23 protein-coding genes and 1 pseudogene are annotated in these 26,913 nt (G+C 74.2%); 10 read left to right on the forward strand and 14 right to left on the reverse strand.

The genetic code is table 11. The features are described 5' to 3' along the window. Positions 1-63 precede the first annotated feature (63 nt). The 7 genes and pseudogenes from ACIRRH_RS17380 to ACIRRH_RS17410 form a co-directional block, all read right to left on the reverse strand. Positions 64-816 carry an Asp/Glu racemase gene (locus tag ACIRRH_RS17380; protein ID WP_403067581.1) on the reverse strand — a complete coding sequence of 251 codons (753 nt, stop codon included), beginning with the start codon at positions 814-816 and terminating at the stop codon, positions 64-66. A gap of 34 nt (positions 817-850) precedes the next feature. Then, positions 851-1,744 carry a fumarylacetoacetate hydrolase family protein gene (locus ACIRRH_RS17385; protein WP_403067583.1) on the reverse strand — a complete coding sequence of 298 codons (894 nt, stop codon included), beginning with the start codon at positions 1,742-1,744 and terminating at the stop codon, positions 851-853. 17 nt (positions 1,745-1,761) lie between these two features. Beyond that, positions 1,762-2,889, reverse strand: coding sequence for a cupin domain-containing protein (locus ACIRRH_RS17390; RefSeq protein WP_403067585.1), 1,128 nt, complete (start codon positions 2,887-2,889; stop codon positions 1,762-1,764). Continuing rightward, on the reverse strand, positions 2,886-3,857 hold the full coding sequence (locus ACIRRH_RS17395) for a carbon-nitrogen hydrolase family protein (RefSeq protein ID WP_403067587.1): 972 nt from the start codon (positions 3,855-3,857) through the stop codon (positions 2,886-2,888). The genes ACIRRH_RS17390 and ACIRRH_RS17395 overlap by 4 nt, the downstream gene beginning before the upstream one ends. A gap of 9 nt (positions 3,858-3,866) precedes the next feature. Continuing rightward, on the reverse strand, positions 3,867-6,236 hold the full coding sequence (locus ACIRRH_RS17400; protein WP_403067589.1) for an FAD-dependent monooxygenase: 2,370 nt from the start codon (positions 6,234-6,236) through the stop codon (positions 3,867-3,869). After that, positions 6,233-6,616, reverse strand: a complete 384-nt coding sequence (locus ACIRRH_RS17405) for a thioesterase family protein (protein WP_224281143.1) — start codon at positions 6,614-6,616, stop codon at positions 6,233-6,235. Before ACIRRH_RS17405 ends, ACIRRH_RS17400 begins: the two co-directional genes overlap by 4 nt. 33 nt (positions 6,617-6,649) lie before the next feature. After that, positions 6,650-8,263: pseudogene (locus ACIRRH_RS17410) on the reverse strand (AMP-binding protein); the annotation flags it as partial. A gap of 323 nt (positions 8,264-8,586) precedes the next feature. Between ACIRRH_RS17410 and ACIRRH_RS17415 the strand changes: the two are divergent. After that, positions 8,587-9,846, forward strand: a complete 1,260-nt coding sequence (locus ACIRRH_RS17415) for a sensor histidine kinase (RefSeq protein ID WP_403067591.1) — start codon at positions 8,587-8,589, stop codon at positions 9,844-9,846. After that, a complete protein-coding gene (locus tag ACIRRH_RS17420; RefSeq protein ID WP_403067593.1) occupies positions 9,831-10,478 on the forward strand; it encodes a LuxR C-terminal-related transcriptional regulator in 648 nt (215 codons plus the stop codon). Before ACIRRH_RS17415 ends, ACIRRH_RS17420 begins: the two co-directional genes overlap by 16 nt. A gap of 11 nt (positions 10,479-10,489) precedes the next feature. Here the strand turns inward: ACIRRH_RS17420 and ACIRRH_RS17425 are convergent, their stop codons facing one another. The 4 genes from ACIRRH_RS17425 to ACIRRH_RS17440 all read right to left on the reverse strand — a co-directional run bounded on the left by ACIRRH_RS17425 (position 10,490) and on the right by ACIRRH_RS17440 (position 14,818). After that, the gene (locus tag ACIRRH_RS17425) at positions 10,490-11,587 is read right to left on the reverse strand and encodes a hypothetical protein (RefSeq protein WP_403067595.1); all 1,098 of its coding nucleotides are present in this window, start codon (positions 11,585-11,587) and stop codon (positions 10,490-10,492) included. 200 nt (positions 11,588-11,787) lie between these two features. Continuing rightward, entirely contained in the window at positions 11,788-12,801 is a 1,014-nt protein-coding gene (gene adhP, locus ACIRRH_RS17430; protein ID WP_403067597.1) for an alcohol dehydrogenase AdhP, read from the reverse strand. Between the two features lie 197 nt (positions 12,802-12,998). Next, on the reverse strand, positions 12,999-13,496 hold the full coding sequence (locus ACIRRH_RS17435) for a GNAT family N-acetyltransferase (protein WP_403067599.1): 498 nt from the start codon (positions 13,494-13,496) through the stop codon (positions 12,999-13,001). Next, positions 13,493-14,818 carry a DUF6271 family protein gene (locus ACIRRH_RS17440; protein WP_403067601.1) on the reverse strand — a complete coding sequence of 442 codons (1,326 nt, stop codon included), beginning with the start codon at positions 14,816-14,818 and terminating at the stop codon, positions 13,493-13,495. Before ACIRRH_RS17440 ends, ACIRRH_RS17435 begins: the two co-directional genes overlap by 4 nt. Positions 14,819-15,176: 358 nt before the next feature. On the opposite strand from ACIRRH_RS17440, the gene ACIRRH_RS17445 reads away from it, so the two are divergent. From ACIRRH_RS17445 to ACIRRH_RS17455, 3 genes are all read left to right on the forward strand, one after another. Next, positions 15,177-16,370, forward strand: coding sequence for a peptidoglycan-binding protein (locus ACIRRH_RS17445; protein WP_403067603.1), 1,194 nt, complete (start codon positions 15,177-15,179; stop codon positions 16,368-16,370). A 158-nt stretch (positions 16,371-16,528) separates the two neighbouring features. After that, positions 16,529-17,218: a DUF2269 domain-containing protein gene (locus ACIRRH_RS17450; protein ID WP_403067605.1), complete on the forward strand. Its 690-nt coding sequence runs from the start codon at positions 16,529-16,531 to the stop codon at positions 17,216-17,218. A gap of 72 nt (positions 17,219-17,290) precedes the next feature. Beyond that, positions 17,291-18,298, forward strand: coding sequence for an MsnO8 family LLM class oxidoreductase (locus ACIRRH_RS17455; RefSeq protein WP_403067939.1), 1,008 nt, complete (start codon positions 17,291-17,293; stop codon positions 18,296-18,298). Positions 18,299-18,420: 122 nt separating this feature from the next. Here ACIRRH_RS17455 and ACIRRH_RS17460 read toward each other — a convergent pair whose 3' ends face one another. Both ACIRRH_RS17460 and ACIRRH_RS17465 read right to left on the reverse strand, forming a co-directional pair. Beyond that, positions 18,421-19,995, reverse strand: coding sequence for an APC family permease (locus ACIRRH_RS17460; protein WP_403067607.1), 1,575 nt, complete (start codon positions 19,993-19,995; stop codon positions 18,421-18,423). 149 nt (positions 19,996-20,144) lie between these two features. Then, positions 20,145-21,791: an amidohydrolase gene (locus ACIRRH_RS17465; RefSeq protein WP_403067609.1), complete on the reverse strand. Its 1,647-nt coding sequence runs from the start codon at positions 21,789-21,791 to the stop codon at positions 20,145-20,147. Positions 21,792-21,995: 204 nt separating this feature from the next. On the opposite strand from ACIRRH_RS17465, the gene ACIRRH_RS17470 reads away from it, so the two are divergent. The 5 genes from ACIRRH_RS17470 to ACIRRH_RS17490 all read left to right on the forward strand — a co-directional run bounded on the left by ACIRRH_RS17470 (position 21,996) and on the right by ACIRRH_RS17490 (position 25,593). Next, on the forward strand, positions 21,996-22,604 hold the full coding sequence (locus ACIRRH_RS17470) for a TetR/AcrR family transcriptional regulator C-terminal domain-containing protein (RefSeq protein WP_403067611.1): 609 nt from the start codon (positions 21,996-21,998) through the stop codon (positions 22,602-22,604). Positions 22,605-23,193: 589 nt separating this feature from the next. Then, positions 23,194-23,577, forward strand: coding sequence for a hypothetical protein (locus tag ACIRRH_RS17475; RefSeq protein WP_403067613.1), 384 nt, complete (start codon positions 23,194-23,196; stop codon positions 23,575-23,577). A gap of 4 nt (positions 23,578-23,581) precedes the next feature. Beyond that, positions 23,582-24,661 carry a hypothetical protein gene (locus tag ACIRRH_RS17480; protein ID WP_403067615.1) on the forward strand — a complete coding sequence of 360 codons (1,080 nt, stop codon included), beginning with the start codon at positions 23,582-23,584 and terminating at the stop codon, positions 24,659-24,661. 82 nt (positions 24,662-24,743) lie between these two features. Then, complete coding sequence (locus ACIRRH_RS17485; protein WP_403067617.1) at positions 24,744-25,139, forward strand: roadblock/LC7 domain-containing protein; 396 nt, start codon at positions 24,744-24,746, stop codon at positions 25,137-25,139. 79 nt (positions 25,140-25,218) lie between these two features. Continuing rightward, positions 25,219-25,593, forward strand: coding sequence for a hypothetical protein (locus tag ACIRRH_RS17490; RefSeq protein WP_403067619.1), 375 nt, complete (start codon positions 25,219-25,221; stop codon positions 25,591-25,593). A 149-nt stretch (positions 25,594-25,742) separates the two neighbouring features. Here ACIRRH_RS17490 and ACIRRH_RS17495 read toward each other — a convergent pair whose 3' ends face one another. Then, complete coding sequence (locus tag ACIRRH_RS17495) at positions 25,743-26,876, reverse strand: NUDIX hydrolase (RefSeq protein ID WP_403067621.1); 1,134 nt, start codon at positions 26,874-26,876, stop codon at positions 25,743-25,745. Positions 26,877-26,913 lie beyond the last annotated feature (37 nt).

Genomic DNA, 26,913 nt, shown 5'->3' on the forward strand with positions numbered 1-26,913 from the left:
AGACGGCCGGGCGGTCGGGGCGGGTCCGACGGTTCCCGCGCGGCGCGAACCGTCGGACCCGCCCTATGCGTAGGCGCCGGAGAGCAGGTGCCCGGCGCCGGGGGCGAAGGCGGGCAGGCCGAGGGCCCGCAGGAGCTGGTGGGCGGTGCAGACGGCGGCCGAGACCACCGGTTTGCCCAGTTGCTGCTCGGCCTCCTCGACGGCGGACAGCGACGGCAGCTGCACGCAGGCCGAGAGCACCACCGCGTCCGCCTCGGTGTACGCGAGAGCGCGGGCGATCGCGGGCAGCCGGGCCGGGTCGTGGGCGGCGACGTCCAGGTTGTCGGCGATCTCCAGGGCGGCGTGGTCGAGCACCTCGATGCCCTCCGCGGCGAGGTACTCGACCACCGTCCGGGCCAGCGGCCGCAGGTACGGGGTGACCATGGCGACCTTCGCGGCCCCGAGTTCGCGCAGCCCGGCGACCAGTGCGCCGGCGCTGGTGACCACGGGCGCGGGGGCGCCGTTCTCGACGGTGCGCAGGTGCAGCCGCCGCTCGGCCTCGCGGTGGTAGCCGGGGCCGGTGGCCATCACGGCGACCAGGCAGGCGTACCCGATCACGTCCATCCGGGCGTCCGAGAGCTCGGCGGCGCAGCGGTCGGACTCGGCGTCCATGGCGCGCAGCTGCTCGGGGGTGACCCTGGTCATCCGCATCCGGCTGGAGTGGAAGGTGAACCGCTCGGGGGCGACCGCCTCGCGGGCCCGCAGCAGGGCGGGGACCTCGGTCTCCATGGTGACGTTGGAGCTCGGGACGATCTGGCCGATCCGGTAGGTGGTCATCGGTTGCGGGCCCCCTTCGGTGGGCGTCGATCGGTCAGCGGGCGTCGATCACCGGGTTGGCGAGCGTGCCGATCCGTTCGATGGTGGCCTCGACCAGGTCGCCGGGCTGGAGGAACTGCGGGGGCACCATCCCGGCGCCGACGCCCGAGGGGGAGCCGGTGGCGATCACGTCGCCCGGTTCCAGGGTGACGCCGGAGGAGATGTCGGCGATCAGCCGGGCGACGCCGAACAGCATGTGGCGGGTGTTGGAGTCCTGCCGCAGTTCGCCGTTGACCTTCAGCGAGAGGTCGAGCCGCTGCGGGTCGGGGATCTCGTCGGCGGTCACCACGACCGGGCCGAACGGCGCGTAGCTGTCCTGGCCCTTGGAGAAGAACCACTGGCCGGAGCGGCGCTGGTCGCGGGCGCTGACGTCGTTGACGATGCTGTAGCCGAACACGTGCCGCAGGGCGTCCGCCTCGGCCACCCGGAAGGCCGGTGCGCCGATCACCACGGCGAGTTCGCACTCCCAGTCGAGCTGCTTGGTGAGGTCGGCGTTGTGCAGGATGGGCCCGCCCGGGCCGGTGACGGCGGTCGAGGGCTTGCCGAACAGCACCGGACGGTCGGGCAGTTCGCGGTCGGTGTCCAGGGTGCGGTGCGACTCGGCCACGTGTTCCACGTAGTTGAGGCCGACGCCGACGATCTTGCCGGGGCGCAGTGGCGCGCGCAGCGAGACCTCGGCGAGCGGCCTGGTGGCCGGGGCACCGGCGAGCAGTCCGCGGGCGGTGGCCAGGGCGGGCTCACCGGCGCGGATCAACCCCAGGAGGTCGGGGGGGAGTTGAGCTCCGGCGGCGGTGGCGAGGGCGGTCAGGTCGGCGACCCGGTCGCCGTCGAGCCGGGCGCCGAGTCGCGGGGTGTCGGCGCCGTCGGCGCGGAAGGTCAGCAGGTGCATGGCGGTGGGGCTCCTGGTCAGGCGTCGGTGGGGGGCTGGTGCCCGTCCGGGTGGGCCTCCTCGCGGTACAGACCGAGCGAGTGCATCACCGGGAAGTCGTCGAAGGAGAACAGGCAGGCGTCCTCGCCCTGGTCGAGGTTCGCGTGCTCGTGCCAGGCCCAGGACGGGACGACGAAGATGTCCCCCTGCTGCCACTCGAAGCGCAGCCCGGCGATCACCGAGGCGCCGCGGCCCTTGGCCGCGGTGTACACCACCGAGCCGGTGTGCCGGTGGGCGCGGGTGGCCTGGCCCGGGCGCAGCAGCTGCAGGTGGGCGGACATGGTCGGCATCACCGGGCCGCCGGTGACCGGGTTGGTGTACTCCATGATCACGCCGTCGTAGGGCGATCCCTCGGTGGCGCGGGCGAGCCGGCACAGCGCGTGGTAGCTGGGTTCCCAGGGCCAGCCGAGCAGCGGCGAGTAGGGCCGGGTCCACTTCTCGACGCCGTACGGCAGCAGGTTGCCGCCGTAGCTGAGCAGCGAGGAGTTGATGACCGGCCCCGGCCGCTGGTACAGCTCCGGGTGGACCTCGTAGAAGTTGGCGTCGAGGGTGTTGACCAGCGGGATGTCCAGGCCGTCCTGCCAGATCACCGGCGCGTCGTCGGCCTCGTTGCCGTGCTCGTGCCAGGTGTTGTTCGGGGTGATCGCGAAGTCGCGCGGGCCGACCCTGAGCTTCTGCCCGTCCACGACGGTCCAGGCGCCGGTGCCCTCGTGGACGAAGCGCAGCGCGGAGGCCTGGTGGCGGTGCGCGGTCATCGCCTCGCCGGGGCCCATGATCTGCAGGCCGGTGTACAACAGGCCGACGGCGGCGCTCAGTTCGCGGCGGCCGGGGTTCACCAGCATCACCACCCGGCGGCCGGCGTCGTCGGCCTTCACCAGCGGCAGCGCCTTGCGCACCAGCGGGCGGAGGTCGGCGTAGCGCCAGAGCACCGGGACGGACTTCGGCTGCGGGTACCAGGGCTCGATCTCGTTCGCGACCGTCCACAGGGCGCCGGCCTCGTGCTCGGCCAGCTCCTCGTAGTAGGCGAGCAGTTCCGGGCTGTCGGTGACTCTGGACCGGCCGATCCGGTCGTCGTCGTGCTCAGGGGAGCGTTCGGGGCCGGTCATGCCTCCTCCTCGGGGAACACCAGGGGCCGCAGCGGGCGGTTGTCCACGTGCAGCCGGAAGACGTCGAAGCGGTTGTAGTGGCCGACGACGTCGTGCATCTGCTTGGGCTGGATGCAGCGGCCGAGGTCGATCTCGGCATGGACGATGCCCTCCTCGTCCACCAGCGGTTCGGTGACGGCGCGGCCGTCCGGGCCGAAGATCCCGGACAGGGCGCTGTGTGGGCGGGCGAGCTGCTTGCGGACCTGCGGGTCGTCGCCGGCGAGCAGGTCCACCATCTCGGGTGAGACGGTGGAGCAGGAGACGACGGAGAACACCTTGCCCTCGAAGCAGTGCGCGGCGGTGCGCAGTGCGATCGAGTCCGCCATGTCGTAGTCCTCCGGGCCCACCGGCAGTGCGATGTAGCAGGCGGCGTGGACCAGTTCGCCCTGTGCCAGCAGGGTGAAGCGGGCCAGCGGGTTGGTGTTCTCGCCGCAGGCCAGCGCGCCGAGCGGGCCGACGGTGGTGGGGTGCACCGTGAGGGTGCTGCCGTCGCCCTGAGCCCAGGTCAGCTTCTCGGCCCAGGTCGGCATCAGCTTGCGGTGCACGCTGAGCAGTTCGCCGTTCGCGTCGATGATCAGCAGGGTGTTGTACAGCAGTCCGAGGCTGTGCCGGCCGCGTTCGTTGATCCCGATCACCAGCACCACGCCGGCCTGCCGGGCGGCGGCGCACAGGGTGTCGACGTACGGGCCGGGGACGTCCACGGCGGCCCGGTACAGGCGCTCGTACCAGGGCGAGCCCTGCACCGGGTTCATCGTCCAGTTCCAGTACGGGTAGCCGGGCACGAAGACCTCGGGGAAGACCACCAGTTCGGCGCCGTGCCGGGCCGCCTCGTGGATCAGCGCGACGGCCTTGTCGACGGTCGCGGCCGGGTCCAGGTAGACCGGGGCGGCCTGGACGGCGGCGGCGGTGAAGCGGGGCAGGTGGGGCATGGTTCCTCGTCACTCCTCGGGAAGGGGCGGTGACCAGCGGCGGTGGACGGGTGCGGGCGGCTCGCGCAGCAGGTGCAGGCGCGGGGCGACCCGGTCGGCGTTCGGGCCCGGCGGTTTGCGGCTGCCCGCCCGCCAGGGTTCGGGCCAGCGGGCGCCCGGCCCGGTGTGGCCCCGCTCGGCGGCGGCGTGCAGCGTCCAGAGCGGGTCGTACAGGTGGGCCCGGCCGACCGCGACCAGGTCGGCCCGCCCGGCCAGCAGGACGGAGTCGGCGTCGTCGTACCCGGAGATCGCGCCGACCGCGACGGTCGGCAGGCCGGTGGCGGTGCGGACCAGCTCGGCGAAGGGCGTCTGGTAGCCGCGCCCGTACGGTGGCCGCTGGTGCGCCACCACCTCGCCGGTGGAGACGTCCAGCGCGTCCGCCCCGGCCGCGGCGAGCGCGCGGCAGATCGCCACGGCCTCCTCCTCGGTGGTGCCGCCGGGCGCCCAGTCGCTTGCCGAGATCCGCACCAGCAGCGGCCGTCCGGCCGGCCAGACGGCGCGCACCGCCGTCAGCACCTCCAGCGGTAGCCGCAGCCGGTGGGCGAGCGGGCCGCCGTAGTGGTCGGTGCGGTGGTTGGTGAGCGGGGAGAGGAAGGAGGAGAGCAGGTGGCCGTGGCCGAACTGGAGCTCCAGCACGTCGAAGCCGGCCCGGGCGGCCCGCTCGGCGGCGGCCGCGAAGTCGGCGGTGACGGCGGCCGATTGGATGTCGTTCGCCTCGTGCGGCACCGGGCTGTCGGCGTCCCAGGGGATGGCCGAGGGGGCGATCAGTGGCCAGCCGTCGGCGAGCGGGCGCCCGGTGCCGTCCGGGCCGGGAGCGGTGGACGCGCCCCGGCGGCCGGCGTGGGTCAGCTGGATGCCGAGCGGGGTGTCGCTCACCGCCCTGACGGCGTCGCGGAGTCGGCGCCAGGCGGCCTCCTGGTGGTCGGTCCACAGGCCCGGGCACCGGTCGGTGGCCCGGCCCTCGGGGCTGACCGCGGTCATCCCGGCGAGCACCAGTCCCGCGCCGCCGAGCGCGTGCCCGGTCAGCTGGGCCCGGTCGAAGCCGCTGGGCAGCGCGTCGGGGGAAGTGAAGGTGGCGAGCGGGGGCACCACGACGCGGTTGCGCAGCTCCAGCGCGCCCAGCCTCAGCGGCCGGAACATCGGCGGCGTCCCGGGCGAGCCGCCGAAGGCGGTGTCCACGGCGTCCACGAAGGCCGGGTCGCGGGCCCGAAGGCTGCCGTAGGTGACTCTCCGGCTGCGGGTGAGCAGGTTGAAGGCGAACTGGTCGGCGCCCTGCCCGGTCCGCCGCCCGATGGTCTCGAACCACTCCAGGCTGGCCTGTGCGGCGCGCTGGGTGGACTCCACCACCGGGCGCCGCTCGGCCTCGTAGCCCGCCAACGCCTCCTCCAGGGTGGGTTGTTCACTCAGTGCGGCGGCCAGGGCGAGGGCGTCCTCCAGGGCGAGCTTGGTGCCCGAGCCGATCGAGAAGTGCGCGGAGTGCGCGGCGTCGCCGAGCAGGACCACGTTGCGGTGGCGCCAGCTCGCGTTCCGCACCGTGGTGAAACGGATCCAGCGGGAGGCGTTGGGGATCAGCCGGTGGCCGTCCAGGTGTCCGGCGAGCAGCTCCGCGCAGCGCCGTACGCTCGCCAGGTCGCTCTCGCCGCGCGCCGGCTCCCGTGCGGCGAGGGCCTCGAAGCCCGCGCGGCGCCAGGCGTCCGCGGCCGCCTCGACGATGAAGGTCGAGCGGGTGGCGCTGTACGGGTAGGCGTGGACCTGGAGGACGCCGAAGTCGTACTGCTCGACGATGAAGGTGAAGGCCTCGAAGACCTTGTCGGTGGCGAGCCACATGTAGCGGCAGTGGCGCTCGTCCAGTTCGGGGCGGAAGCTCTCCGGGTGGGCGGCCCGGGTGCCGGAGCGGATGCCGTCGGCGGCCACCACCAGGTCGTACTCGGCGGCCAGCCGGTCGACCGGCGGGGCCGGGGTGCGGTAGCGCACGTCCACCGCCAGCTCGGCGCAGCGCTGTTGCAGGATGGCGCGCAGCCGGTTGCGGTCCAGGGCGGCGAAGCCGTGGCCGCCGCTGGTGCGGACCTCGCCCGCGTAGCGGATGTCGATGTCGCTCCAGCGGGCGAACTCGGCGCTGATCGCGGCGAAGACGCGCGGGTCGGCCCGGGCGATGCCGTCGAGGGTCTCGTCGGAGAAGACCACGCCGAAGCCGAACTCGTCGTCCCGGCCGTCCCGTTCGAAGACGGTGAGCTCCCGGTCGGGTGCCAGCTGCTTGGCCAGGGCGGCGAAGTAGAGCCCGCCGGGGCCGGCGCCGATCACCGCGATCCGGCGGGCTGTGGTGGCGGCGGCCTCGTTCATGCGACCACCTCGGGCTGCTGCGGCCCGGCCTCCGCCAGGGTGCGGCGGACCTGCGTGGGCCACGGCTCGGCACCCCCGGCGTGCGGCGCGGCGTGCACCACCGACATCCGCCCGCTGGCGGCCAGCCCGTGCGGGCCGTGCACCTCGAAGGCGTAGTGCAGCGAGGAGCCGCCGACCCGGACCACCCGCAGCTCGGTGCGGACCAGGTCGCCGAACCAGAGCCGCTCGCGGTAGTCCGCCTCGAAGTGCACCCGGGGTATCCGGCCGAACAGCTCGGCCAGCCCGAGCCGGCGCAGCAGGGCCGCCTCCGCCGCCTCGGCCCAGCGCTGCACGGCGGAGAAGTGGTAGTGCCCGGCGGCATCGGTGTCGGACCACTCCACCCGGCGCTCGACGGTGACGCTGGCCGGGGTCAGCGCGGCCCGCCGGCGCAGCTCGGCGCGGTGCAGCTTGCCGGTCGCGGTGCGCGGCAGCTCGGGCACGAACTCGACCGTCCGCGGGTACTTGTACGGCGCGATGGTGCGCTTGACGTGCTCCTGGAGCCCGTGCGCCGTCTCCGGCCCGGCCGGCACGCCCGCGCGCAGCACCACGTACGCCTTGACCACCGCGCCGCGTCGCTCGTCCGGCGCGCCGACCACCGCGCAGTCGGCCACGTCGGGGTGGGCGGCGAGCGCCTGTTCCACCTCGGGCCCGGCGATGTTGTAGCCGGCCGAGACGATCATGTCGTCGTTGCGCGCCCGGAACCGGAAGTAGCCGTCGCCGTCCCGGACGTAGGTGTCGCCGGTGACGTTCCAGCCGCCGCGGACGTACTCCAGCTGGCGATCGTCGCCGTTCAGGTAGCGGCAGCCGGTCGGGCCCTTGACGGCGAGCAGCCCGGGCTCGCCGTCCGGTACCGGGCGGCCCTGCCCGTCCAGGACCGTGGCCCGGTAGCCGGGGACGGGCCGGCCGGTGGACCCGGGGCGGCTGTCCTGGTCGGCGGCCGAGACGAACACGTGCAGCAGCTCGGTGGCGCCGATGCCGTCGATCAGCCGCTGTCCGGTGGCGGCGTGGAAGGCCTGCCAGACGGCGGCGGGCAGCGGCTCGCCCGCCGAGACGCAGCGCCGCACCGCGGCCAGCCGGTCGGCCAGCCCGGCGGCCAGGATCGCCCGGTAGGCGGTCGGCGCGGTGAACAGCACGCTCGCCCCGTGCCGGCGGACCTGCTCGGCGAGCTGTTCGGGGGTGGCCTGTTCCAGCAGCAGGCTGGCGGCGCCCGCCCGCAGCGGGAAGACCAGCAGGCCGCCGAGGCCGAAGGTGAAGCCGAGCGGCGGGGTTCCCGTGAAGAGGTCCTCCGAGGTGGGGCGGAGCAGGTGCCGGGAGAAGGTGTCGGCGATGGCGAGCACGTCGCGGTGGAAGTGCAGGGTGGCCTTGGGACGGCCGGTGGTGCCGGAGGTGAAGGCGATCAGCGCGACGTCGTCGGCGGCGGTCGGGACGGCGGGGAAACCGGTGGGCTTGGCGGCGCAGCGGGCGGTGAGGTCCTCGGGGCCGGTGCCGCCGTAGCGCAGGACGCGCAGGCCGGGGGTGCGCGCCCGGTCCAGCTCGTCCAGGAAGCGGTGGTCGCACAGGGCGAGGACGGGCCTGGCGATGGCGTGCAGCTCGGTCAGCTCGGCGGCGCGCAGCAGCGGCATGGTGGTGACGGCCACCCCGCCGGCTTTCAGCACGCCGAGCCAACAGGCTGCCAGCCAAGGGGTGTTGGGGCCGCGCAGCAGGACCCGGTTGCCGGTGACGAGGCCGAGGTCCTCGGTCAGCAGACGGGCGATCCGGTCGGCGTGGTCGCGCAGCTCGCCGTAGGACCAGTGCCCGGTGGGGGTGAGCAGGCAGCGGCGGTCCGGGCCGAGGCGTTCGATGGTGTCGTCGATCAGGGCGGCGGCGCAGTTCAGACGGTCGGGATAGGCCAACTCCGGTAGTTCGAAGAGAAGTTCGGGCCACTGCTCGAAGGGTGGGAGGTGGTCTCGACAGAACGTGTCCACGTGCGCTGAGGGGGAGAGCTCCATGGGCGGGCACCTCATCGTGCGAGCGGGGAGTGAGGCCAGTATGGCGGGTCGGTGACGTGAGTCAAGAGAGCGATACATGCATTCGGGCGACGGCCCCGCCGGCGTTCCCCGGGCGGCCCGGCTCCCCGCCGGTGCCCGCTGAGGCCGGGTGGCGCGGTCCACGGCTTCGCCGGTGGGCGGCGCCTGGGCGGCCGGTATGGGCCTGGCCCCACGACGGGGTGGGGCCGGCCACACCCCTCGGCCGACCGGGGCGGCGACGGGCTCCGCGGGGTGCAGAGTGGGAGCATCGAACGAAGATCGAACGAAGAACGGGGGCGGGGGCAGTGAGACAGCCGGTTTCATGGGTCGAACGCGTGGGGGTGGGGTTCGTCCGGGCGTGCGCGGTGTCGGCCGTCACCCTGCTGATCCCGGCGGTGTGGGCCGCCGCCGTGGCCCTGGGAATCCGGTGGGGCCCGGCCAACCCGTGGTCGTGGCTGCTGCCCGTGGTGCTGGTGGGCACGGGCACGCTCGCGCTGGCCCGTCCGGTCTGCCGGGCGGTGCGCTTCCTGGTCGAGCGGTGGACCGGCACCGCCGTCCCGGCCGGCTACCGGGCGGCCGGGCCGGTCACCCGGATGTCCACCGGCCACTGGTGGAACGGGTACGCGTACGAGCGCAGTCGCCGGGACGCCGTCATGGACCAGTCCTGGCGGATCTGGTGGAGCGACCCGGCCACCTGGCGTGACCTGCGGTTCACCGGGATCGCCCCGTTCGCGGCGGGCCTGGCCGCGGTGCTCCCGCCGGCCGCGGTGGCGGTGGCGGTGCTCGGACTGCTCCGGCCGGAGCCGGTGGCCCGGGCGGTCGGGGTACTCGCCGCGGTGGCGGCCGTCGCCGTCGCCCCGTACGCCTGGCGGCTGATGGAACCGGTGGCCGTCCGCTTCCTCGGCCCGTCCACCGCGATGCTGCTGGTCGAGCGGGTGGACGAACTGACCGCCCAGCGCGCGGATGTGACGGTCGCGCAGGCCGCGGAGATCCGCCGGATCGAGCGGGACCTGCACGACGGCGCGCAGGCGGGGCTGGTGGCGCTCGGGCTCTCGCTGGCGACCGCCGAGAAGCTGATGGAGACCGACCCCGAGCGGGCCAGGGCGCTGATGCGGGCGGCGCGGGCAGGGGCGGCGAGCTCGCTGGCCGAACTGCGGGACCTGGTCCGGGGCATCAACCCGCCGCTGCTGAACGAGCGCGGGCTGGTGGACGCGGTCCGCGCGCTCGCCCTGAACAGCCCGCTCGACGTCGTGGTCACCACCGACGGGCCGTTCCGGCTGGAGCCGCCGATCGAGTCCGCGGTGTACTTCGGGGCCGCCGAACTGCTCGCCAACGCGACCAAGCACGCCCGGGCGACGAGCGTGCGGATCGCCATCGCGCACAGTGGGACCGGCGTCGTGGTGGAGGTCCGGGACGACGGCCGCGGCGGTGCGGTGACGGGCGGTGAGGGCGGGCTGGCCGGACTGCGCCGCCGCCTCGCGGTGTTCGACGGCACCCTGGAGCTCACCAGCCCGGCGGGCGGTCCGACCTGTGCGACGATGGTGGTGCCATGCGAATCGTTGTAGCCGAGGACCTCTACCTGCTGCGGGACGGAATGGTCCGGCTGGTCGAGGCCTACGGGCACGAGGTGGTGGCGACGGCCGCCACCGGCCCCGAGACCCTGGACGCCCTGCTGACCTGGCGCCCGGACGTCGCCGTCGTCGACGTCCGGATGCCGCCGACCCAGTCGGACGAGGGCCTCCGGGCGGCCCTCCACGCGCGCCGGGCGGTGCCCGGGCTTCCGGTGCTGATCCTCTCCCAGCACGTGGAGCAGCTGTACGCCCGTGAGTTGCTGGCCGACGGCGCCGGCGGCATCGGCTACTTCCTCAAGGAGAGCGTGTTCGACGGTGAGCAGTTCGTCGACGCCCTGGAGCGGGTGGCGGCGGGTGGGACGGCCATGGACCCGGCCGTGATCGGCGCGCTGGTCTCCTCCGCCCCCTCGAACCGGCGGCTCGACCGGCTCACCGGGCGTGAGCTGGAGGTGCTCGGACTGATGGCGGAAGGGCTGTCCAACCAGGCCATCGCGCAACGGCTGTTCCTCAGCGACAGCGCGATCGGCAAGTACACCACCTCGATGTTCGGCAAGCTCGGGCTCACCGACGACGAGAACGGCAACCGGCGGGTGCTGGCCGTCCTGGCCTACCTCAACAAGCCCTGACCGCCGGCCCGTCAGCGCGTCGTCGCCCAGGAGATGTCGGGGATGTGCCCATCCTGCACCTGCCGGGCGCGCTCGGCGACCAGCTCGGCGAGGCCGGTGAGCGCGGGCACGGTGAGCTGGTAGCCCGGCCCCTCCTCGCGCACGATGAGCAGCGCGCTGCCGACCCTGGCCAGTGCCACCGCCGACAGGGAGCCTTGGATGCGGATGGCGCTCTGGTCGCCGATCAGCGGGACGGCCACCGTCGGTTTCGTCCCGGCGGTCCGGCCGAGCGCGTTGTCGAAGGCGCGGGCGGCGGCCTCGGGGGAGGCGAAGGTGGCCACGCGGAACTCCACGGCCTGCACCGAAGTCGAACCGAACGTCACGATGCCGTAGGCGAGTTGCTCGTCGCAGGAGTCCGGCAGCAGGCACGGCCGCTCGCCGTCCGTACCGAGCGCCGCCGTCGGCCCCCGCTGCACCTGCCAGTCGCCCGGCACCGCCCTCTCGTCGGGCAGCAGCCTCAGCACCAGCGCCGGATTCCCCAGCGGCTGCGCGGCGTGCGCCAGGTCGGGCCCGCCCGGCTTCAGCAACGGACGGGAGCTCAGGTGCACGCCGAGCGCGACCAGCGCGGCGATCAGCACCAGGGCGAGCGCCAGCACGATCCCCGTGGTGCTCCTCCGGGCGGCGAGCGCCCGGGCGTGGGCGGCCGCAGGGCCGGTCCGCAGCTGGACGGTGGTGGGGCCCTTCGGCGGCGGCGCGGACGGCGGGCCGGTCCGCAGCTGGACGGTGGTGGGGCCCTTCGGCGGCGGCGCGGACGGCGGGCCGGTCCGCAGCTGTACGGTGCCGGGTTCGCTCCGCAGCTGGACGGTCGGCGGATCGCTCGGCTTCCCGAGCCCGGTGGTGGCCAGGTACTGGGCGAACGCCTGGTCCGAGGCCAGCAGTTGTGCGACCGCGGCGGTCAGCAGCGCCCGTGCCTGCGCGTCCCCCGGGCTCGCCTCCGCCGCCGCGAGGGCCCGGGCCCCCTCCGGTACCATCCGCAACCGCGCCCGCACGACGTCCGCCACCGCCTGATGCGGCCCGTCGTCCAACAGCGCCGCCACCGCCTCCGGTACCAACCCCCGGCCGTCCCCCATGGCAACTCCCCTTGCCGCACGAGTGGTTGCCCTCCACGATCCCGGACCGCCACCCGGTTCGTACCCACGCCGAACGGAACGGAGACGCAACTGCAACCGCTTCCGGACGATCCCGGGCCGGGGAACGCGGCTGTCGGGCCAGGACCCGCAGGGCGTCCGGTGGCAGTACCGGGTCGGCCGCGGCGGGAGGGCGAGGGGTGTCAGCGCAGGTCGAAGACCAGGCGGGCGGAGACCTTGCCGCTCAGGACCTCGTCGAAGCAGGCGTTCACGTCCTCGAGTCGGCGGGTCTCGCGGATCACCCGGGTGCGGCCGAGGGCGTGCAGGCGGAAGACCTCGGCGAGGTCCTCGCGGGTGCCGACGATCGAGCCGATCACCTTGGTGCCGTTCAGCACCGTCTCGAAGACGGGCAGTTCGAGCTTGCCGCCGGCCGGGAGGGCGACCAGGACGAGGGTGCCGCCGCGGCGCAGGGCGCCGTAGGCGGCCTGGAAGGAGGTGTTGCTGACGGCGAGGGCGATCGCGGCGTGGGCGCCGCCGAGGGCCTGGACCTCGGTGGCGACGTCCTGGGTGCGGGCGTCGATGACGTGGTCGGCGCCGAGGTCGCGGGCGAGGGCGAGTTTGTCGTCGGTGACGTCGACGGCGATGGTCTCGGCGCCGCAGATCCGGGCGTACTGGAGGGCGAGGTGGCCGAGGCCGCCGATGCCGGAGATCAGGACCCGGGTGCCGGGGCGGGCGCCGGAGACCTTGAGGGCCTTGTAGGTGGTGACGCCCGCGCAGGACAGCGGCGCGGCGTCCATCGGGTCGATGCCGTCGGGGACGGGGACGACGTAGTCGCCGTGCGCGAGCGCGTACTGGGCGTAGGCGCCGTCCACCGAGTAGCCGCTGTTGTGCTGCTGGAGGCAGAGCGTCTCCCAGCCGCAGACGCACTGGTCACAGCGTCCGCAGGCGTCCGCGAGCCAGGGGATGGCGACCCGCTCGCCCACCCGCACGTGCCGGACCAGGTCACCGGCCGCCTCGACGATGCCGACGCCCTCGTGCCCGGGGACGAACGGCGGGCTGGGCCGGACCGGCCAGTCGCCGTGGGCCGCGTGGATGTCGGTGTGGCAGAGGCCGGAGGCCTCGATCCGGACCCGGACCTGGTGCGGCCCCGGCGTCGGGACCGGGCGGTCCTCGACGACCAGCGGTGCGGTGAAATCGTGGACGACGGCGGCCTTCATACGCTGCTCCTCGGGCGTGCGGACCTGTGGTGCCGGCGGGCTGCGGAGGGGACGCAGCCCGCCAACAGCTTCACCCGATGGGGTGAGCGTCGCCGTCGGAGCTGGGCCGAACGAGTGATCATCTGTCGAGGACCGGCGCAGGTCGGCGCAGGGCGGTGCAGGTCAGCGCAGGGCCGGTGTGGGAGCGGGCGGGCCGCTCAACTGACCGGCATGGACATGTACACCGCCCGCCGCCCGTAGCAGGCGGGTACCGGCACCTCCCGGTGCGCCCGGTAGCCGAGCAGCCGCAGCAGGATGTCGGCCCCGCGCACCGCGACCATCGAGATCCGCTCGTACCCCTGCTCGCTCGCCCGCTCCCGGAAGTGCCGCATGAAGCCCAGCGCGACGTCCCGTCCGCGCAGCTCCTCGGCGATCACCAGGTCGTGCACGTGCAGGTTGGCCGACTCGTACGCCGTCTCCTCCGGCCGGGCGAGGTCCGGGCAGCGCAGGGGCGGGTACGGCAGGCTCAGCAGGTAGCCGTGCACCGCGCCGTGCTGCTCCAGCACGAAGCAGGTCTCCGGCGAGCCGAGTGCGCGGGACTTCAGCGCCTCCCGGCCCTCGGACAGGCCGTCGGCCGCGTAGGCGGCGTGCTCCAGGGCGACCACGGCGTCCCAGTCGCCGTCCTCCAAGCGCCGGATCCGGAGGTCCTCGCTCACCCGGCCGTCCCCTGCGCGCCGACGTGGAGCCCCTCCGCACGGGCGGCGGCCACCAGCGCAGCCCAGGCTCCCATCAGCACCGCCCAGCGCTCGGTGTCCTGCTGCGCCTCGTCCAGGAGCTGCTGCCGCTGCCCGGCCACCACGTCCGCGAGCTCGGCGTACTTGCCGCCCAGCTTGCGGTAGGAGCGGTCCAGGACGTCCAGGCAGTGCACGTTCCCGGACCGGTCCCAGTCGACGCTGCCCCGCACCAGGTCGAGGATCGGCTCGACCTTCAGCCCGTGCCGCTCGTCCAGCAGCCCGCGGCCGAGGTCGATCATCCCGCCGTAGACCGGGTACAGGTACAGCATCGAGAGCAGGAACTTGACGAACCGCATCTGGTAGGAGATGAAGCCGGCGCCGGTGCGGCGCTCGGGCGTGTAGTAGTTGACGATGTGACGGTTGTGGGTCACGCCGGGCAGCCGGGAGTGGACCAGGGCGTGCAGCAGGGCGTAGTCGCTGCCGATGGTCTCGGTCGAGGGCAGCAGCGGCAGCACCTCGTAGGCCCGGTGGTCCAGGGCGATGTTGCACATGTAGACGTCCCAGATGTCGGGCACGCCGAGGGCGGAGTCGTCGGCGCTGAACGGCTCGGAGCCCGCGCCCTTGAAGGAGACGTCCACCATCGCGTCCCGCTCCTCCTCCGACCACACCGGCGGGGTCCACAGGCGCACCACGTCGCGGTAGACGGCCGGGTCCAGCTCGTGGATCTCGCCGATGTCCACGTTGAGTTCGCCGATGAAGGAGCCGCTGACCAGCATCACGGGCTTGTCCGCGTCGGCCGGGTCGAGCTCGGAGCGGGACACGCCGGCCACCGCCTCGCCGGCCGGCCGGCCGATCGAGAGCAGCTCGTGGTGGATCGGGAAGATCTTCTGACCGTCGATGACCTGGAAGTCGGCGTCGTCGTTGCGCAGGTGCGCCGAGGTGCAGCCCAGGGCGGCCGCGCCCAGGAAGAGCCGGTTGACGCAGGAGCCGTAAGCGACGGCCCGCGGGAGCATCAGGTCGAGCAGCAGCTCGGGGTCGGCGGCGCCGGAGCGCTCGGCCACCCGGCGCAGGAACTCCCGCTGCTGCGCCTCGCCGAGGTGATGGACGACCACGCCGGGAGTGGGCTCCAGTGCGGCCACGGCGCCCGCGTTCTCCGCGAACTCGACGGCGTCGGTGGTGTCGAGGATGAGGAGGTGCACCTCGACCCCGAAGTTCGCGACGGCGTAGGCCGCCTCCTCGGCGAGTTCCGCGATGGTGTCGGGGCAGGGCCGCATGGTGGGCAGGGCGAGGCAGACTCTTTGCATGGTGCGGGTTTCTCCATCGAATCGTCAGATTCGGTTCCACGGCCGCCAGTTGGGCGCACAGGGAAGGCCAGGGCGCGGGCTGGTGCCGGTCCGCCGGACTACCGTGGACTAGACCACTTTTGATGTCAACGATTGACAGCGAGGGCCCGGCGGGGTGGAATGCGCCCCCATCCGCACGACCGCCCGCCCCCGCACGGGCGCCCGAATCGCACGCAGGGGCGAATGCCCCCTGTGGAGTCGAACGGCCGGGCGGGCGTGGGTGGTTCACTGCCGGGAAGTTACGCCATAGGGGTCAATCCGCGAGCCGGACCTGCCGATACCGGAGGTGATGCCCTCACGCCGTTCGGAGGAGCCCACCATGCCCGAACTGTGGCTGCCCGGTGCCGAGGTCCACGACCTCGGCGACCACGCGCCGGCCGATCAGCAGTACCCGCCGAAGGCCATCGCCCACATCACCTGGGACCGCAACGCGACCGCCGCCGCACCGCAGGACTGGGTCCCCTACGCGAACCTGGTCGGTTACTTCACCGGCAGCGGCGCCGGCAGCGCGCCGCACCTGGTCTGGGACCCGTTCAGCGGTCGCACGGCACAGCTGTTCCCGGCCGACTCCCGCTCGAAGAGCCTGCTCAGCCCCGCCGAGAGCCCGACCCGCACCAACCGGGCCGGGCGGGTGGTGATCCAGATCGAGGCGGTGTTCTTCCCCTACTGCCGCTACCAGGGCGGCGTCTACGCGCGGCTGGTCGACACCCCGTGCGCGGGCTGGGACCGGATCCACGCCTGGATCGCCTCCTGGGGCGTGCCCGACGCCTGGCCGATGGGCCGTCCGACCGACTTCTCCAGCCACCGCGACGAACAGGTCTGGGAGACCCGCGGCGGCTGGTACGCGCACGCCCACGTGCCGTACAACGACCACACCGACCCCGGCTCCTGGCCCGACCTGACGGCCGGGGCCGGCTCCCCGGGCACCCCGCCCTCGCAGCAGCACCCGGTCCCCCCGGACACGCCCGCCCGCTACCAGGTCAGCATCAACGGTCTGCCGTACGGCTACGGCGCCCAGGGCTACCAGGTGACGGCGGTCGGGCGGGCGCTGGTCTCGCACGGCTTCGGCGATCACTACCTCTCCGGCCCGAGCCCGAACTGGACGGACGCGGACACCGAGAACTACGCGGACTACCAGGGGAGCCTGGGCTACTCCGGGCAGGCGGCGGACGGCGTCCCGGGCGAGGGCTCGCTGCGCCGGCTGCTCGGCTACCTGCCCGGGCAGCGGACGGTCTCGGTGTCCCACGTGATCGCGGCGGCCCGGACCGACCCGGGGGCCGAGCAGGGGCACCTGACCTACGGCGCCGAGGTGGCGATAGTGGAGCAGGCGCTCGTGGACGAGGGGCTGCTCGAACAGCGGTGGGTGGATGGATCGTTCGGCAGCCGGACGGTCTCCGCGTACGCGGCCTGGCAACGCCGCTGCGGGTACCAGGCGGGGGCGGCGGACGGGATCCCCGGCCAGGCCTCGCTGCACCGGCTGGGCACGGCGCAGGGGTTCGCGGTGACCGACTGATTCCGGTGCTACTCCCGGGGGAGGCGAGGTTCGGCGGTTGCCGGGGGCGCGTACTCGCCCGGGAGTAGGCGAGGTTACTTCCACCGTCAGATGCCGGATGAGGCGCGGACGGGAGAGCCTGGGGCCGTCCTCGTGACCCCGACTCGAAGGAGGTACCCGTGCGCTCGCCCACCGGCGCCGTCGTGGCGTCCGCACCGACGCCACGGCGGCCGGCGGCACCGGCGTCCGCCGGCCGGCGCCTGCGGCCGGCGGTGCGCAAACCGCTGGTCGCCCTGCACGTCGTCGCCTCGGTGAGCTGGCTGGCGCTGATGCTCTGCCTGCTCACCCTGGGCGTGACGGCGCTGACCACCGGGGACGCCGACCGGCTCCGCACCGCCTACCGGGCGATGGGGCTGCTCGGTGACGCGCTGATCCTGCCGCTGAGCCTGCTCACCTTCCTGAGCGGGGTGGCGCTCGGGCTCGGCACGTCCTGGGGGCTGTTCCGGTACTACTGGGTGAGCACGAAGTTCTGGCTGACGCTCGGGGCGATGACGGCCTCCGTCCTCGCCCTCACCGATCGGCTGCACGATGCGGTGCGGGTGGCGGACGCGCATCCGACCGGCCCGATCACGGTGGCGGACCTCGGCTTCGTCCGCTACAACACGGTGATCGTCCCGGCGGTGGCGCTGACGCTCTACCTGTTCAACGTGGTGCTGTCGGTGTACAAGCCCTGGGGCCGCCGCAAGGCGAAGACCACGGATCGCCGCAAGGCCGAGGCTGTGGGCGGCCGCAAGGCCGACGCTGCGGTGAGTCGCGAGGCCGAGGCCGCGGACACCCGTCGGGGCCGAATACCCGGGGCGGGCGCCTGATCGCCGGCCGTCGGTCTCGGCCCCGGGCGGTGCGGGGAATGCCCGCACGGCAGGCGGGCGTTGTCCACCGACGTGACCAGCGCCGCGCCCAGGACCAGGCTTTCCGTGCTCGACCGCTCCCGGACCAGACAGGGCGAGGAGCCGGCCGAGGCACTGCGGCACACGGTGGCCTTCGCCCGCGAGGCGGAGCGGCTCGGCTACCACCGGTTCTGGGTCTCCGAGCACCACGGCGTGCCGGGGGTGGCCGGATCGGCGCCCACCGTGCTCGCCGCGGCGGTGGCGGCGGCCACCACGCGCATCCGGGTCGGCACCGGCGGGGTGATGCTGCCCAACCATCAGCCGCTGGTGGTGGCCGAGCAGTTCGGGGTGCTGGCCGCGCTGTTCCCGGGGCGGATCGACATGGGGCTCGGGCGCTCGGTGGGCTTCACCGACGGTGTGCGGCGCGCGCTCGGGCGGGAGAAGGACGCCGCGGACGAGTTCGGTGCCCAGCTGGCCGAACTGCTCGGCTACTTCGACGGTTCGCAGCAGGTGCACCGCGGAGTCCACGCCCGGCCGGCCGAGGGCCTGCACGTCCCGGCCTTCGTCCTGGCCACCGGCGCGGGCGCCGACTTGGCCGCCGACGCCGGGCTGCCGCTGGTGATCGCCGCCGCGCGCGGGGAGGAGCGGATGCTGGCGGCGATCGACCGATACAGCACCCGGTTCCGCCCCTCCGCGCAGGCCGCCGAGCCGTACGTGGTGGTCTCGGGCACGGTGGCGGTCGCCGACACGGCCGAGCGGGCGCGCGAGCTGCTCGTCCCGGAGGCCTGGTCCGGTGCGTACTCCCGCACCCATGGCGAGTTCCCACCACTGGCCCCCGCCGCCGAGATCCGCTCCCGGGAGATGACCGCCCGGGAGCGGGCCGCGTACGAGCAGTCGCTCAAGGGCCACATCGCGGGCACCCCGGAGCATGCCGCCGCCGAGCTGGCGGCGCTGGTCGAGCGCAGCGGGGCGGACGAGTTCCTGGTCACCACCAGCACCTACGACCGCACCGCGCTGCTCGACTCCTACCGGCTCCTCGCCGAAGCCGTCGGCCAGGCCTGAGCGGGCGGAGGAGGAGCCTGGCCGTCGCCAGGGATCGGCCGTCACCGGGGCCGGGCCGTCACCGGCCCCGGGCCCGGTTCGTCACATCCGGCGCCGTGTGTCACCGGGCCGCGTGCCGCCGATCAGCCCGCGTCGACCTCGGTCGTCCCGAGCCGCGCGTAGACCTCCGGCCGCCGGGCCCGCAGCCGCAGGGCGATCCCGACGCCGGTCAGGAACACCACCGGCACGATCGCGACCAGCGGCCAGTTGACCTCCGGGCCGGCGCCGGTGAACAGGTCGAGCCGCCACACCACCAGCGCCGTGGCCCCGCACAGCAGCACGGTGGCGGCGAGCGGCGCCACGACGGTACGGAACACCCCGGTGCTCGCGGCGGCCGCCCGGTTGCGGCGGAAGAAGGCGAACACGGCGAGACCGGCCAGCGCCTGGAGCACCAGGATGCCAACCACCCCGGGTGAGTTCACCCAGAGGAAGAACTGGTTGTACGGGTCCGCCCCGATCAGCGCCGCCACCCCGACGGCCGCCGCCGCCAGCACCGACTGCGCGATGCCGCCGATCCACGGCGAACCGTGGCGCGGGTGGATCCGGCCGAGCGCGGCCGGAGCGGCCTGCTCGGTGGCCAGCGCGTAGCCGTACCGGGTGATGGTGTTGTGGAAGGCGAGCAGCGCCGCGAGCAGGCTGGTGACGATCAGCACCCGCTGCACGTCCGTCGCCCAGCCGCCGACGTAGTCGGTCATCGCGGTGAAGAACATCCCGGCCGGGTCGGCGGTGGCGGTCGCGACGGCTTCGGTGTCACCGAAGGCCTGCACGATCATCCAGGTGACGAAGGTGTAGAAGAGGCCGAGGAAGGCGATCGCGGCGTAGGTCGCGCGCGGCACGGTGCGGTGCGGCTGCCGGGCCTCCTCGCGGTAGATCGCGGTGGCCTCGAAACCGATGAAGGCGGCGAAGGAGAGCCCCAGCACCCCGCCCATCCCACCGGAGAACACGTGCTCCGGGGCGAACGAGGACAGGCTCAGCCCGTGCGCCCCGCCCTTGACCAGCACCGCCACCGCGAGCAGCAGCAGGATTCCGGTCTCGGCGATCAGCAGCGCCCCGAGCACCTTGGCACCGAGGTCTATCGAGCGGAAGCCGAGGAACCAGACCACCGCGACCCCGAGCAGCGCCCAGACCGGCCAGGGCAGGTCCAGCCCGAGCAGATCGGCGGCCGTCGTGTGGGCGAAGAACCCGAAGGCCCCGAACATGCCGATCTGGATCGCGTTGTACGAGAGCACCGCGAGCAGCGCCGTGCCCAGCCCGGCCGCCCGGCCGAGGCCGCGGGTGACGTAGGCGTAGAAGGCACCGGCGTTGCGGACGTGTGCGGTCATGGCGGTGAACCCGACCGCGAAGAGCGCCAGCACCACGCCGGTGGCCAGGTAGGCGACCGGCGCGCCGATGCCGCCGAAGGAGATCGCGAACGGCGCCACGCCGGCCATCACGGTCAGCGGTGCGGCGGCGGCCACGACGAAGAAGACGATGTCACCGGTGCCCAGCACACCGCGTCCCAGACCGCCGGAGGAGCCCGGGGCGGCCGGGGCGGCCGGGGCGGCCGGGGAAGCCGAGGAGCCCGGGGAGGCGGCAGGACCGGCAGCAGCGGCGGAGCCGGGGGCGCGGTCGGGGGGACGGAGGGCGGAGGAGGAGGCCGCGTCGGAGGGCAGGTTCATGGGGGAGCTCTCCTGGGGTCGTACGAACGAGGGTGGGGCGGTCGGCGGCGGACACGCGTCGGCCACTGACCGGGGGAACGAGGCACGGCCGCCGTGGGGGACGGCCGGAACGGGCCGGGAAGTCCGTCAGGGCGGGCAGTCGCGTCGCTTCAGCGCGTCGAGCGGTCGCCGCCACCGGGCGGGCCACCGTGGGTGCGCCGCCCGCCGAGCCAGGTGCCGGCCACCTCGATCGAGGCCAGTTCACCGGCCGGCACCGCGTACGGATCGGTGGCCAGGTGCACCAGATCGGCGCGCATGCCCGGCCGCAGCACACCCCACTCGGCCTCCTCGAAGGCCTGGTGCGCCACGCCCGCCGAGTACGCCGCCAGCGCCTCGGTGAGCCCGATCCGTTCCTCGGGCAGCCAGCCGCCGTCCGGCAGGCCGTCCGCGGTCTGCCGGGTGACGGCGGTGGCCAGCCCGGCCAGCGGCTCGTAGCGGGTGACCGGCCAGTCGCTGCCGAAGGAGACCCGGGCGCCACCGCGCAGCAGGGCGGCGATCCGGTACTGCCGGGAGCCGCGCTCCGGGCCGATCCGGGGCAGGGTGAGCTCGGTCATCAGGGGGTCGGTCTGCGCCCACAGCGGCTCGAAGTTGGCGATCACGCCGAGCTCGGCGAAGCGCGGCAGGTCGTCCGGGTGGACCAGCTGGACGTGCGCGATCACCGGCCGGCGGGGGCGCGCCCCGTTGCGACGGGTAGCGGCCTCGACGGCGTCCAGCGCGATCCGCACGCCGCGGTCGCCGATGGCGTGGATGTGCGGCTGGAAACCCAGCGCGTCGACGGCGGTGACGGCCTCCGCCAGTTCGGCGCCGGTCCAGTTGGCGACGCCGTGGGAGTGCGGGCAGTCGCTGTACGGCTCCAGCAGCGCGGCCGTCCCGGACTCGATGACGCCGTCGGCGAAGAACTTGACCGCCCGTGCGCTGAGCCGCCCGCGCCCGGCGGCCGCGACCCGGTCGCGGTCGGCGGCCAGCCGGGGGAGCCGCGCGCGCCAGCCGTCCGGTTCGAGCAGCAGGGCGAGCCCGGCCCGGACCGGCAGGTCCTCCTCGGCGACGGCCGCCAGCCAGGTGTCCACCTGCGCGGCCTCGACCCAGGCGTCCTGGAGCCAGGTGAGCCCGGCGGCCGCGAGCGCGGCGGTGCTCTCCCGCAGCGCGGCGACCTGTCCGGCCAACGGCGGCGGCGGGACGAGTGCGAGGACGGGGTTGAGCGCACCGAACTCGCGCAGGGTGCCGAGCGGGCTGCCGTCCGGCCGGCGGACGATCTCACCGCCCACCGGCTCGGGCGTGTCCGGCCCGTACCCGGCCCGGCGCAGCGCCTCGCTGTTGGCCCAGCCGGTGTGGTGGTCCATGGTGCGCAGCAGCACCGGCCGGTCCGGGACGGCGGCGTCGAGCAGCCGGGCGTCGAACAGCCCGCCCTCGGCCAGCCACGGGTTCACGGCGTCGCCGGTGATCCACTCGGCCTCGGGGTGCCGCTGCGCCCAGTCGCGGACGGCCGCCACGACCTGCTCCAGGCTGGTGCAGTCGCGTACCGGCACGCCGCGCAGGCCGATGCCGCCGAGCAGCGGGTGGACGTGGCCGTCGCCGAAGGAGGGCAGCAGGGCGCCGCCGTCGAGGTCGACGGTCTCGGTGCCTCCGTCGCGCAGGGCGAGGGCGGCGTCGCCGAGGGCGGCGATCCGCCCCGCGCTGACAGCGAGGGCGTGGGTGCGGGGGAGGGCGGGGTCTCCGGTGTGGATCCGGCCGCCGGTGAAGATCGTTTCGGCGCGCATACGGGGGTGTGCGTCCTCTCCGGGGCAGGGCAGGCCGACGGGTGCGCGGCCTGCCTAACCGAATGGGGTTCGGTTACCGTAGGCGCGGCACCGGCGGGTGCGGAAGAGTTTTACTGAAAGCCGTTCAGTAACGCTTGGATAACGACGATCTTGGTCTGTCGGGGCCGACGGGCCGCTCGGCGACCCGAAGGTGAGGAGCCGGGCATGCCCAGGCCGCGCACACCCCTACTGGACCGGCAGCGCATCGTGGACACCGCGTTGCGGCTGGTCGACGAGGCGGGGGACCTCACCATCCCCGCCCTGGCCGGTGCGCTCAAGGTAAGCCCCTCCGCGCTCTACCACCACGTGGCCGGCCGGGCCGAGATCGTCGCCCTGATGCGCGCCGAGCTGGTGCGCACGATCGGTGAGCAGTCGATGTGGGACCAGTCCTGGGACGCGGCGCTGTGCACCTGGGCGCACGCCTACCGGGACGCCTTTGCCGAACACCCCGGCATCGTCCGGCTGCTCGCCACCGCGCCGCTTGCCGAATCGTTCATGCACGAGCTGTACGAGCGGGCCGTCGCCACCCTGGAGGACGCGGGCTTCGCCGCGCAGGACGTGATGGGCCTGATCACCGCCCTGGAGAGCTTCATCCTGGGCTCGGCGCTGGACCTGGTCGCCCCGGACGTCATGGTCGACGCCGTCGACCGCGCCGTCACCCCGCGGCTGGCCGACGCCCTGGACGCCGTCCCCGCCGGGCGCGAGCGTGCCGACCGGGCCTTCGGGCTCGGGCTCACCGCCCTGATCGAGGGCTACCGGGCGTTGCTGGGCTGACCGTCCCGGTCCGTTCCGGGGCTCCGGCCGCGATTTCTGACCAGGCGTGATGACCTGCTAGTGTTCTTCGTGTCGAGAGGAAGTGATCTTCCGGGAAACGGAATCTCGAACAGGCGTCAGCGGTGCTACCAGAGCACGCCCTACTTTCAGTAGGGAGAGTCCGTGCGACCCGGGCCTGGCGCTCCAACCGAAGGGGCTCGTTCCATCCAGTGGAACGGGCCCCTTCGTCGTGTCCGGACTCCGCACCTGCCGCCGGTGCCGGCCCCCGCCGTCCATGGCTGCGCCCTCATATCGCACATCCGGTCCCGAAACCCTCCTGCACGGCCCGGTATCGGCCAAGGTCTCGTGCCAGGTGGCCGGTGAACGCCACTCCAACCCTCCTGGTCCGCCGGTGGCACTGCCGGGTCCTCGGGGCTGATGCACCGTCATAGATTGGCTGGAACTGGGCGCCATTGGTGTGAATATGCCATTGGAGTGTTCGTCATATGGAATGCGGCAGTAGCCTTCCGTGTCGACCTAGCCACTGCTGGTGGTGAACCGGTCGGCGTCGCGCTGCGTCCGACCGCCCAGACCCCGCGAAGGAGCCGGTGTGCCCGGTATCGACGAATGCCTCTCCGGAGCGATGGCGATCGCCGGGGCCCGAGCCGCGAGCCTGGTCGACTGGAGCAGCGGGCTCGCCCTCGGCAGCCTCGGAGACAGTCCGACCGGAGAGCACGAGACCTCCGCCGCCGAGGCAACCGACCTGGTGCGGGCGGCCGTTGAGAGCCAGACCTTCACCGTGGCGGAGGACCGGCGGGCCCCGCTGGAGGACATCATCGTCACCGCCGGCCGCAGTTACCACCTGATCCGCTTCATCGACACCGTCTTCGACAGCAGGCTCGTCCTGCACCTCTGGCTGGACCGCGAGCAGGGCAACCTCGCCGTCGCCCGCTTCCGCCTCCAGGCGCTCGCCGAGGAACTGGTGCTGGGGTGAGCGCGTGACCGCCGCAACCGGCACCGCGCCTCCGCCCCCGGCGGGGGCCGCCACCCCGAGGACCCCGGGCGAGGCGCTCGCCCTGCTCGCCGACCGGCGCGCCACCGGCGCCCTGCACGGACCGCTCGGCAGCCTCCACCTGGTTGACGGACAGGTGACCGCCGCCGAGTCCTCCCGGGCGCCCGGCCTGGCCGACCTGCTCATCGGCTGCGGCCGGATCGCCCCCGAGGACTGGGCGGAGCTGCTCCGGGTCCACGGCCCGCGGTCGGAGGTCGGCGAGGCGCTGGTCGAACGTCGGCTGATCACCCGGGGAGAGCTCGAACTCGGCCACCTGGGAACGCTGTTCGATGCCGCGTTCTTCGTCCTCGCCGACCCGTCCGGCGGTGTCTGGAGGTTCGAGGCCGGGGCCCGGCACTGGCTCGGACCGGTCGCGGAGGTCGACCCGGCCCGGATCCGCCGCGAGGTCGAACGCCGTCGGCAGCTGCTCGACGGGATCTGGCCGTGGGCGCAGCTCGACACCGCTCCCGTCCGTCCGGCGGAGCACGGCCGTCGGCCGTCCCGCCGTCCGTGCGGCCGCCGGCGCCGCGAGCTGCTGGACCACGCCGACGGCCACAGGACCCCGGCGGACCTGGCCCGGTTGCTCGGCCGCTCCGGCTTCGGCGTGACGGCCGACATCCGACGGCTGGCCGCCGTCGGACTGCTGGACGCCCTGCGCCCGCCAAACGCGCCGACGGCGGCCCCGGTGCCCGATGTTCCGCCGACGGCCGCTCCGGCGGCCGAAGTTCCCCCACCGGCCGAGAGTGGACCGGCCGGAGGGCTGCACCGCCGGGTCCCCGGCGCCAGTCTCCGGGGTGCCGGACTCCCCGGCGCCCCGGTCACGGCTGCCCCGGCCGCAGCCCGGCCCAGGGCCGAAAGCCCCGCCGGAACCGACGCCCCCGCCGGAACCGACGCCCCCGCCGGAACCGACGCCCCCACACGCTCCGAACACCCGCCCACCACGGCAGCGGCCCACCCGCTGACCGTCCCCGACCCGGACATCGCGCTGCTGACCCGGATCCGAGACCTTCTGGAGGCCCGACTTTGACCGACTCCCCGCCCGCGACCCCGCCGTTCCGGCCATGAGGCGGGCGCTCAAGCAGCGTGTCGGAAGGAGACAACTGATCGCCTTGGAGGCCGAGTTGCTCGCCGAACTGCGCGCCGTCAAACACCGCGTCCCGCACCTCGCGGGTGGCCTGGTCGCCAGCGTGGACGGCCTGTTGGTCGCACACGACACCCATGGCACCGAGCCCTCCGGCCTCGCCGCGATGACGGCGGCCTCGCTCTCACTGGCCCAGCGGCTCGCCGACACCACCGGCCAGGGCGAGTTCCGCGAGTCGCTGGTGCGCGGCGAGAACGGCTACGTCGCCACCTACGCGGCCGGCGGCAGCTGTGTGCTGACCCTGCTGGCGCACCCGGACGTCAACGTCGGCCGGCTGCACCTGGAGGCCCGCCGCAGCGCGCAGCGCATCGCGGCACTGCTCAACGACGCCCTCGTGCCCAAGGAGCCGCGCGACGCGGTCTGACCCGGACCAGCCGCGACTCCACCGCGTCGCCGTACCACGTGAACCCTGAACCGCCCACCACCGAAAGAGAGTTACCAAGATGACCGACGCAGCCGGCGCACTCAAGCAGGCCATGACCAGCATCGAGGGCGCCATCGGCGCGGCCCTGGTGGACTACAACAGCGGCATGGCGCTGGCCACCCTCGACGGCCCTGGCGGCCTGGACCTCAACGTCGCCGCCGCCGGCAACACCGACGTGGTGCGCGCCAAGATGCGCACCATGGACATGCTCGGCCTCCAGGACGGGATCGAGGACATCCTGATCACCCTGACCAGCCAGTACCACCTGATCCGCCCGCTGACTGGCCGCACCGGCAAGGGCCTGTTCCTCTACCTCGCGCTGGACAAGTCGCGCGCCAACCTGGCGATGGCCCGCCACCAGCTGACCAGGATCGAGGCCGACCTGGAAGTCTGACGCACTGCCCTGACTCACTGCCCTGATGCGCCGCTCCGGCGCTCAGGCACTCGGACGCTCAGGGGCCCGGACGAGGCGCCGGCGGCGGATCAGACGCCGCGGGGCCTCGTCCGGCGGACCTCGCCGCCCGGCAGGCCGGAGGCCCGGTCTCAGCCCTGCGGCAGGTCCGGTCCCACGGTCCGCCCGCGCACCAACTCGACCGGCCCGCCCGACCGCCCCCGGGCGGTCAGCGCGGCGGCCGTACGGTCCCAGGACGGGCCGGTCAGCAGCGCCCGCGCCTCGGCCGGATCGCAGAGCCGCCACTCCACCAGCTCCTCCTCCGGCAGCGCGATCGAGCCGAGCATCCGCTCCGTCACCGTGCCCCCGTCGAACACGTACACCAGGACGGCGGTGTCCCGGCCGGTCGCCGGGTCCGCCTCCGGGTCGGCCGCCGCGCCGGGCTGCCAGTCCAGCGCCAGCAGCGGCCCCGGCTCGACCTCCCAGCCGAGCTCCTCGCGGATCTCCCGCCGGGCCGCCGCCCGGGGCATCTCCCGGTCCGCCTCGACCCCGCCGCCCGGCAGCGTCCAGTGCGGCACCTGTCCGCGCGGCCCGTCCCACGGCCGCAGCCGCACCAGCAGCACCCGGCCGGCGGCGTCGGTGAACAGCGCCCGCGCCTTCGCCCGGATGCGCGGCCGGGTGGCGTAGTAGGTCTCCCGGTCCATGGGTGGCTCCGGCGGCTCCTCGGCCGACGGCGTCAGGCCCGGTGCCGCGGCCAGTCCGGCGTACTCGGGCACCGGCCCGTCGGCGGGCAGCCGCCCGAGCGTGTGCCCGGCCGGTCGGCTGTCCTCCAGCTCCAGCGGCCCGGCTTCGCGCGGGGCCCGCAGACAGGCCGTCACCCGGCGCGACAGCCGCGGTGGCAGTGCGTGCCCGGCCTGCTCCGGCGTCAGCCAGGTCCAGCCGCCGACCTCCGCCGTGTCCGGCCGGAACGCCGCCGCCTGTTCGGCCGTCAGCGGCTCGGCCCAGTACAGGTACGCGACGATCGGCCGGTCGCCCTCGCGCAGCAGCGCCCAGTCCACGCAGGCCAGTGGCCCCAGCCGGGGCGTGAAGCCCAGTTCCTCGCGGACCTCCCGCAGGGCGGTCTCCCGGGGCGACCGGTCCGCCGGCTCCCACCCGCCGCCCGGGATCGCCACCGGATGCCTCCGGTCGTACGGCAGCCGCACCACCAGCACCCGCCCCGCCCCGTCCGGGAACAGCACCCCCGCCGCCGCCAGAACCTCCCGCCCGACCGTGCTCGTGCTCTCCACCCCGGCTCCCTCCGTCACGCTCTCCCCGGACACGACA

Origin of the sequence: Kitasatospora sp. NPDC101235 (assembly GCF_044767505.1) — a bacterium.
In the GTDB taxonomy this organism is placed as follows: Bacteria; Actinomycetota; Actinomycetes; order Streptomycetales; family Streptomycetaceae; genus Kitasatospora.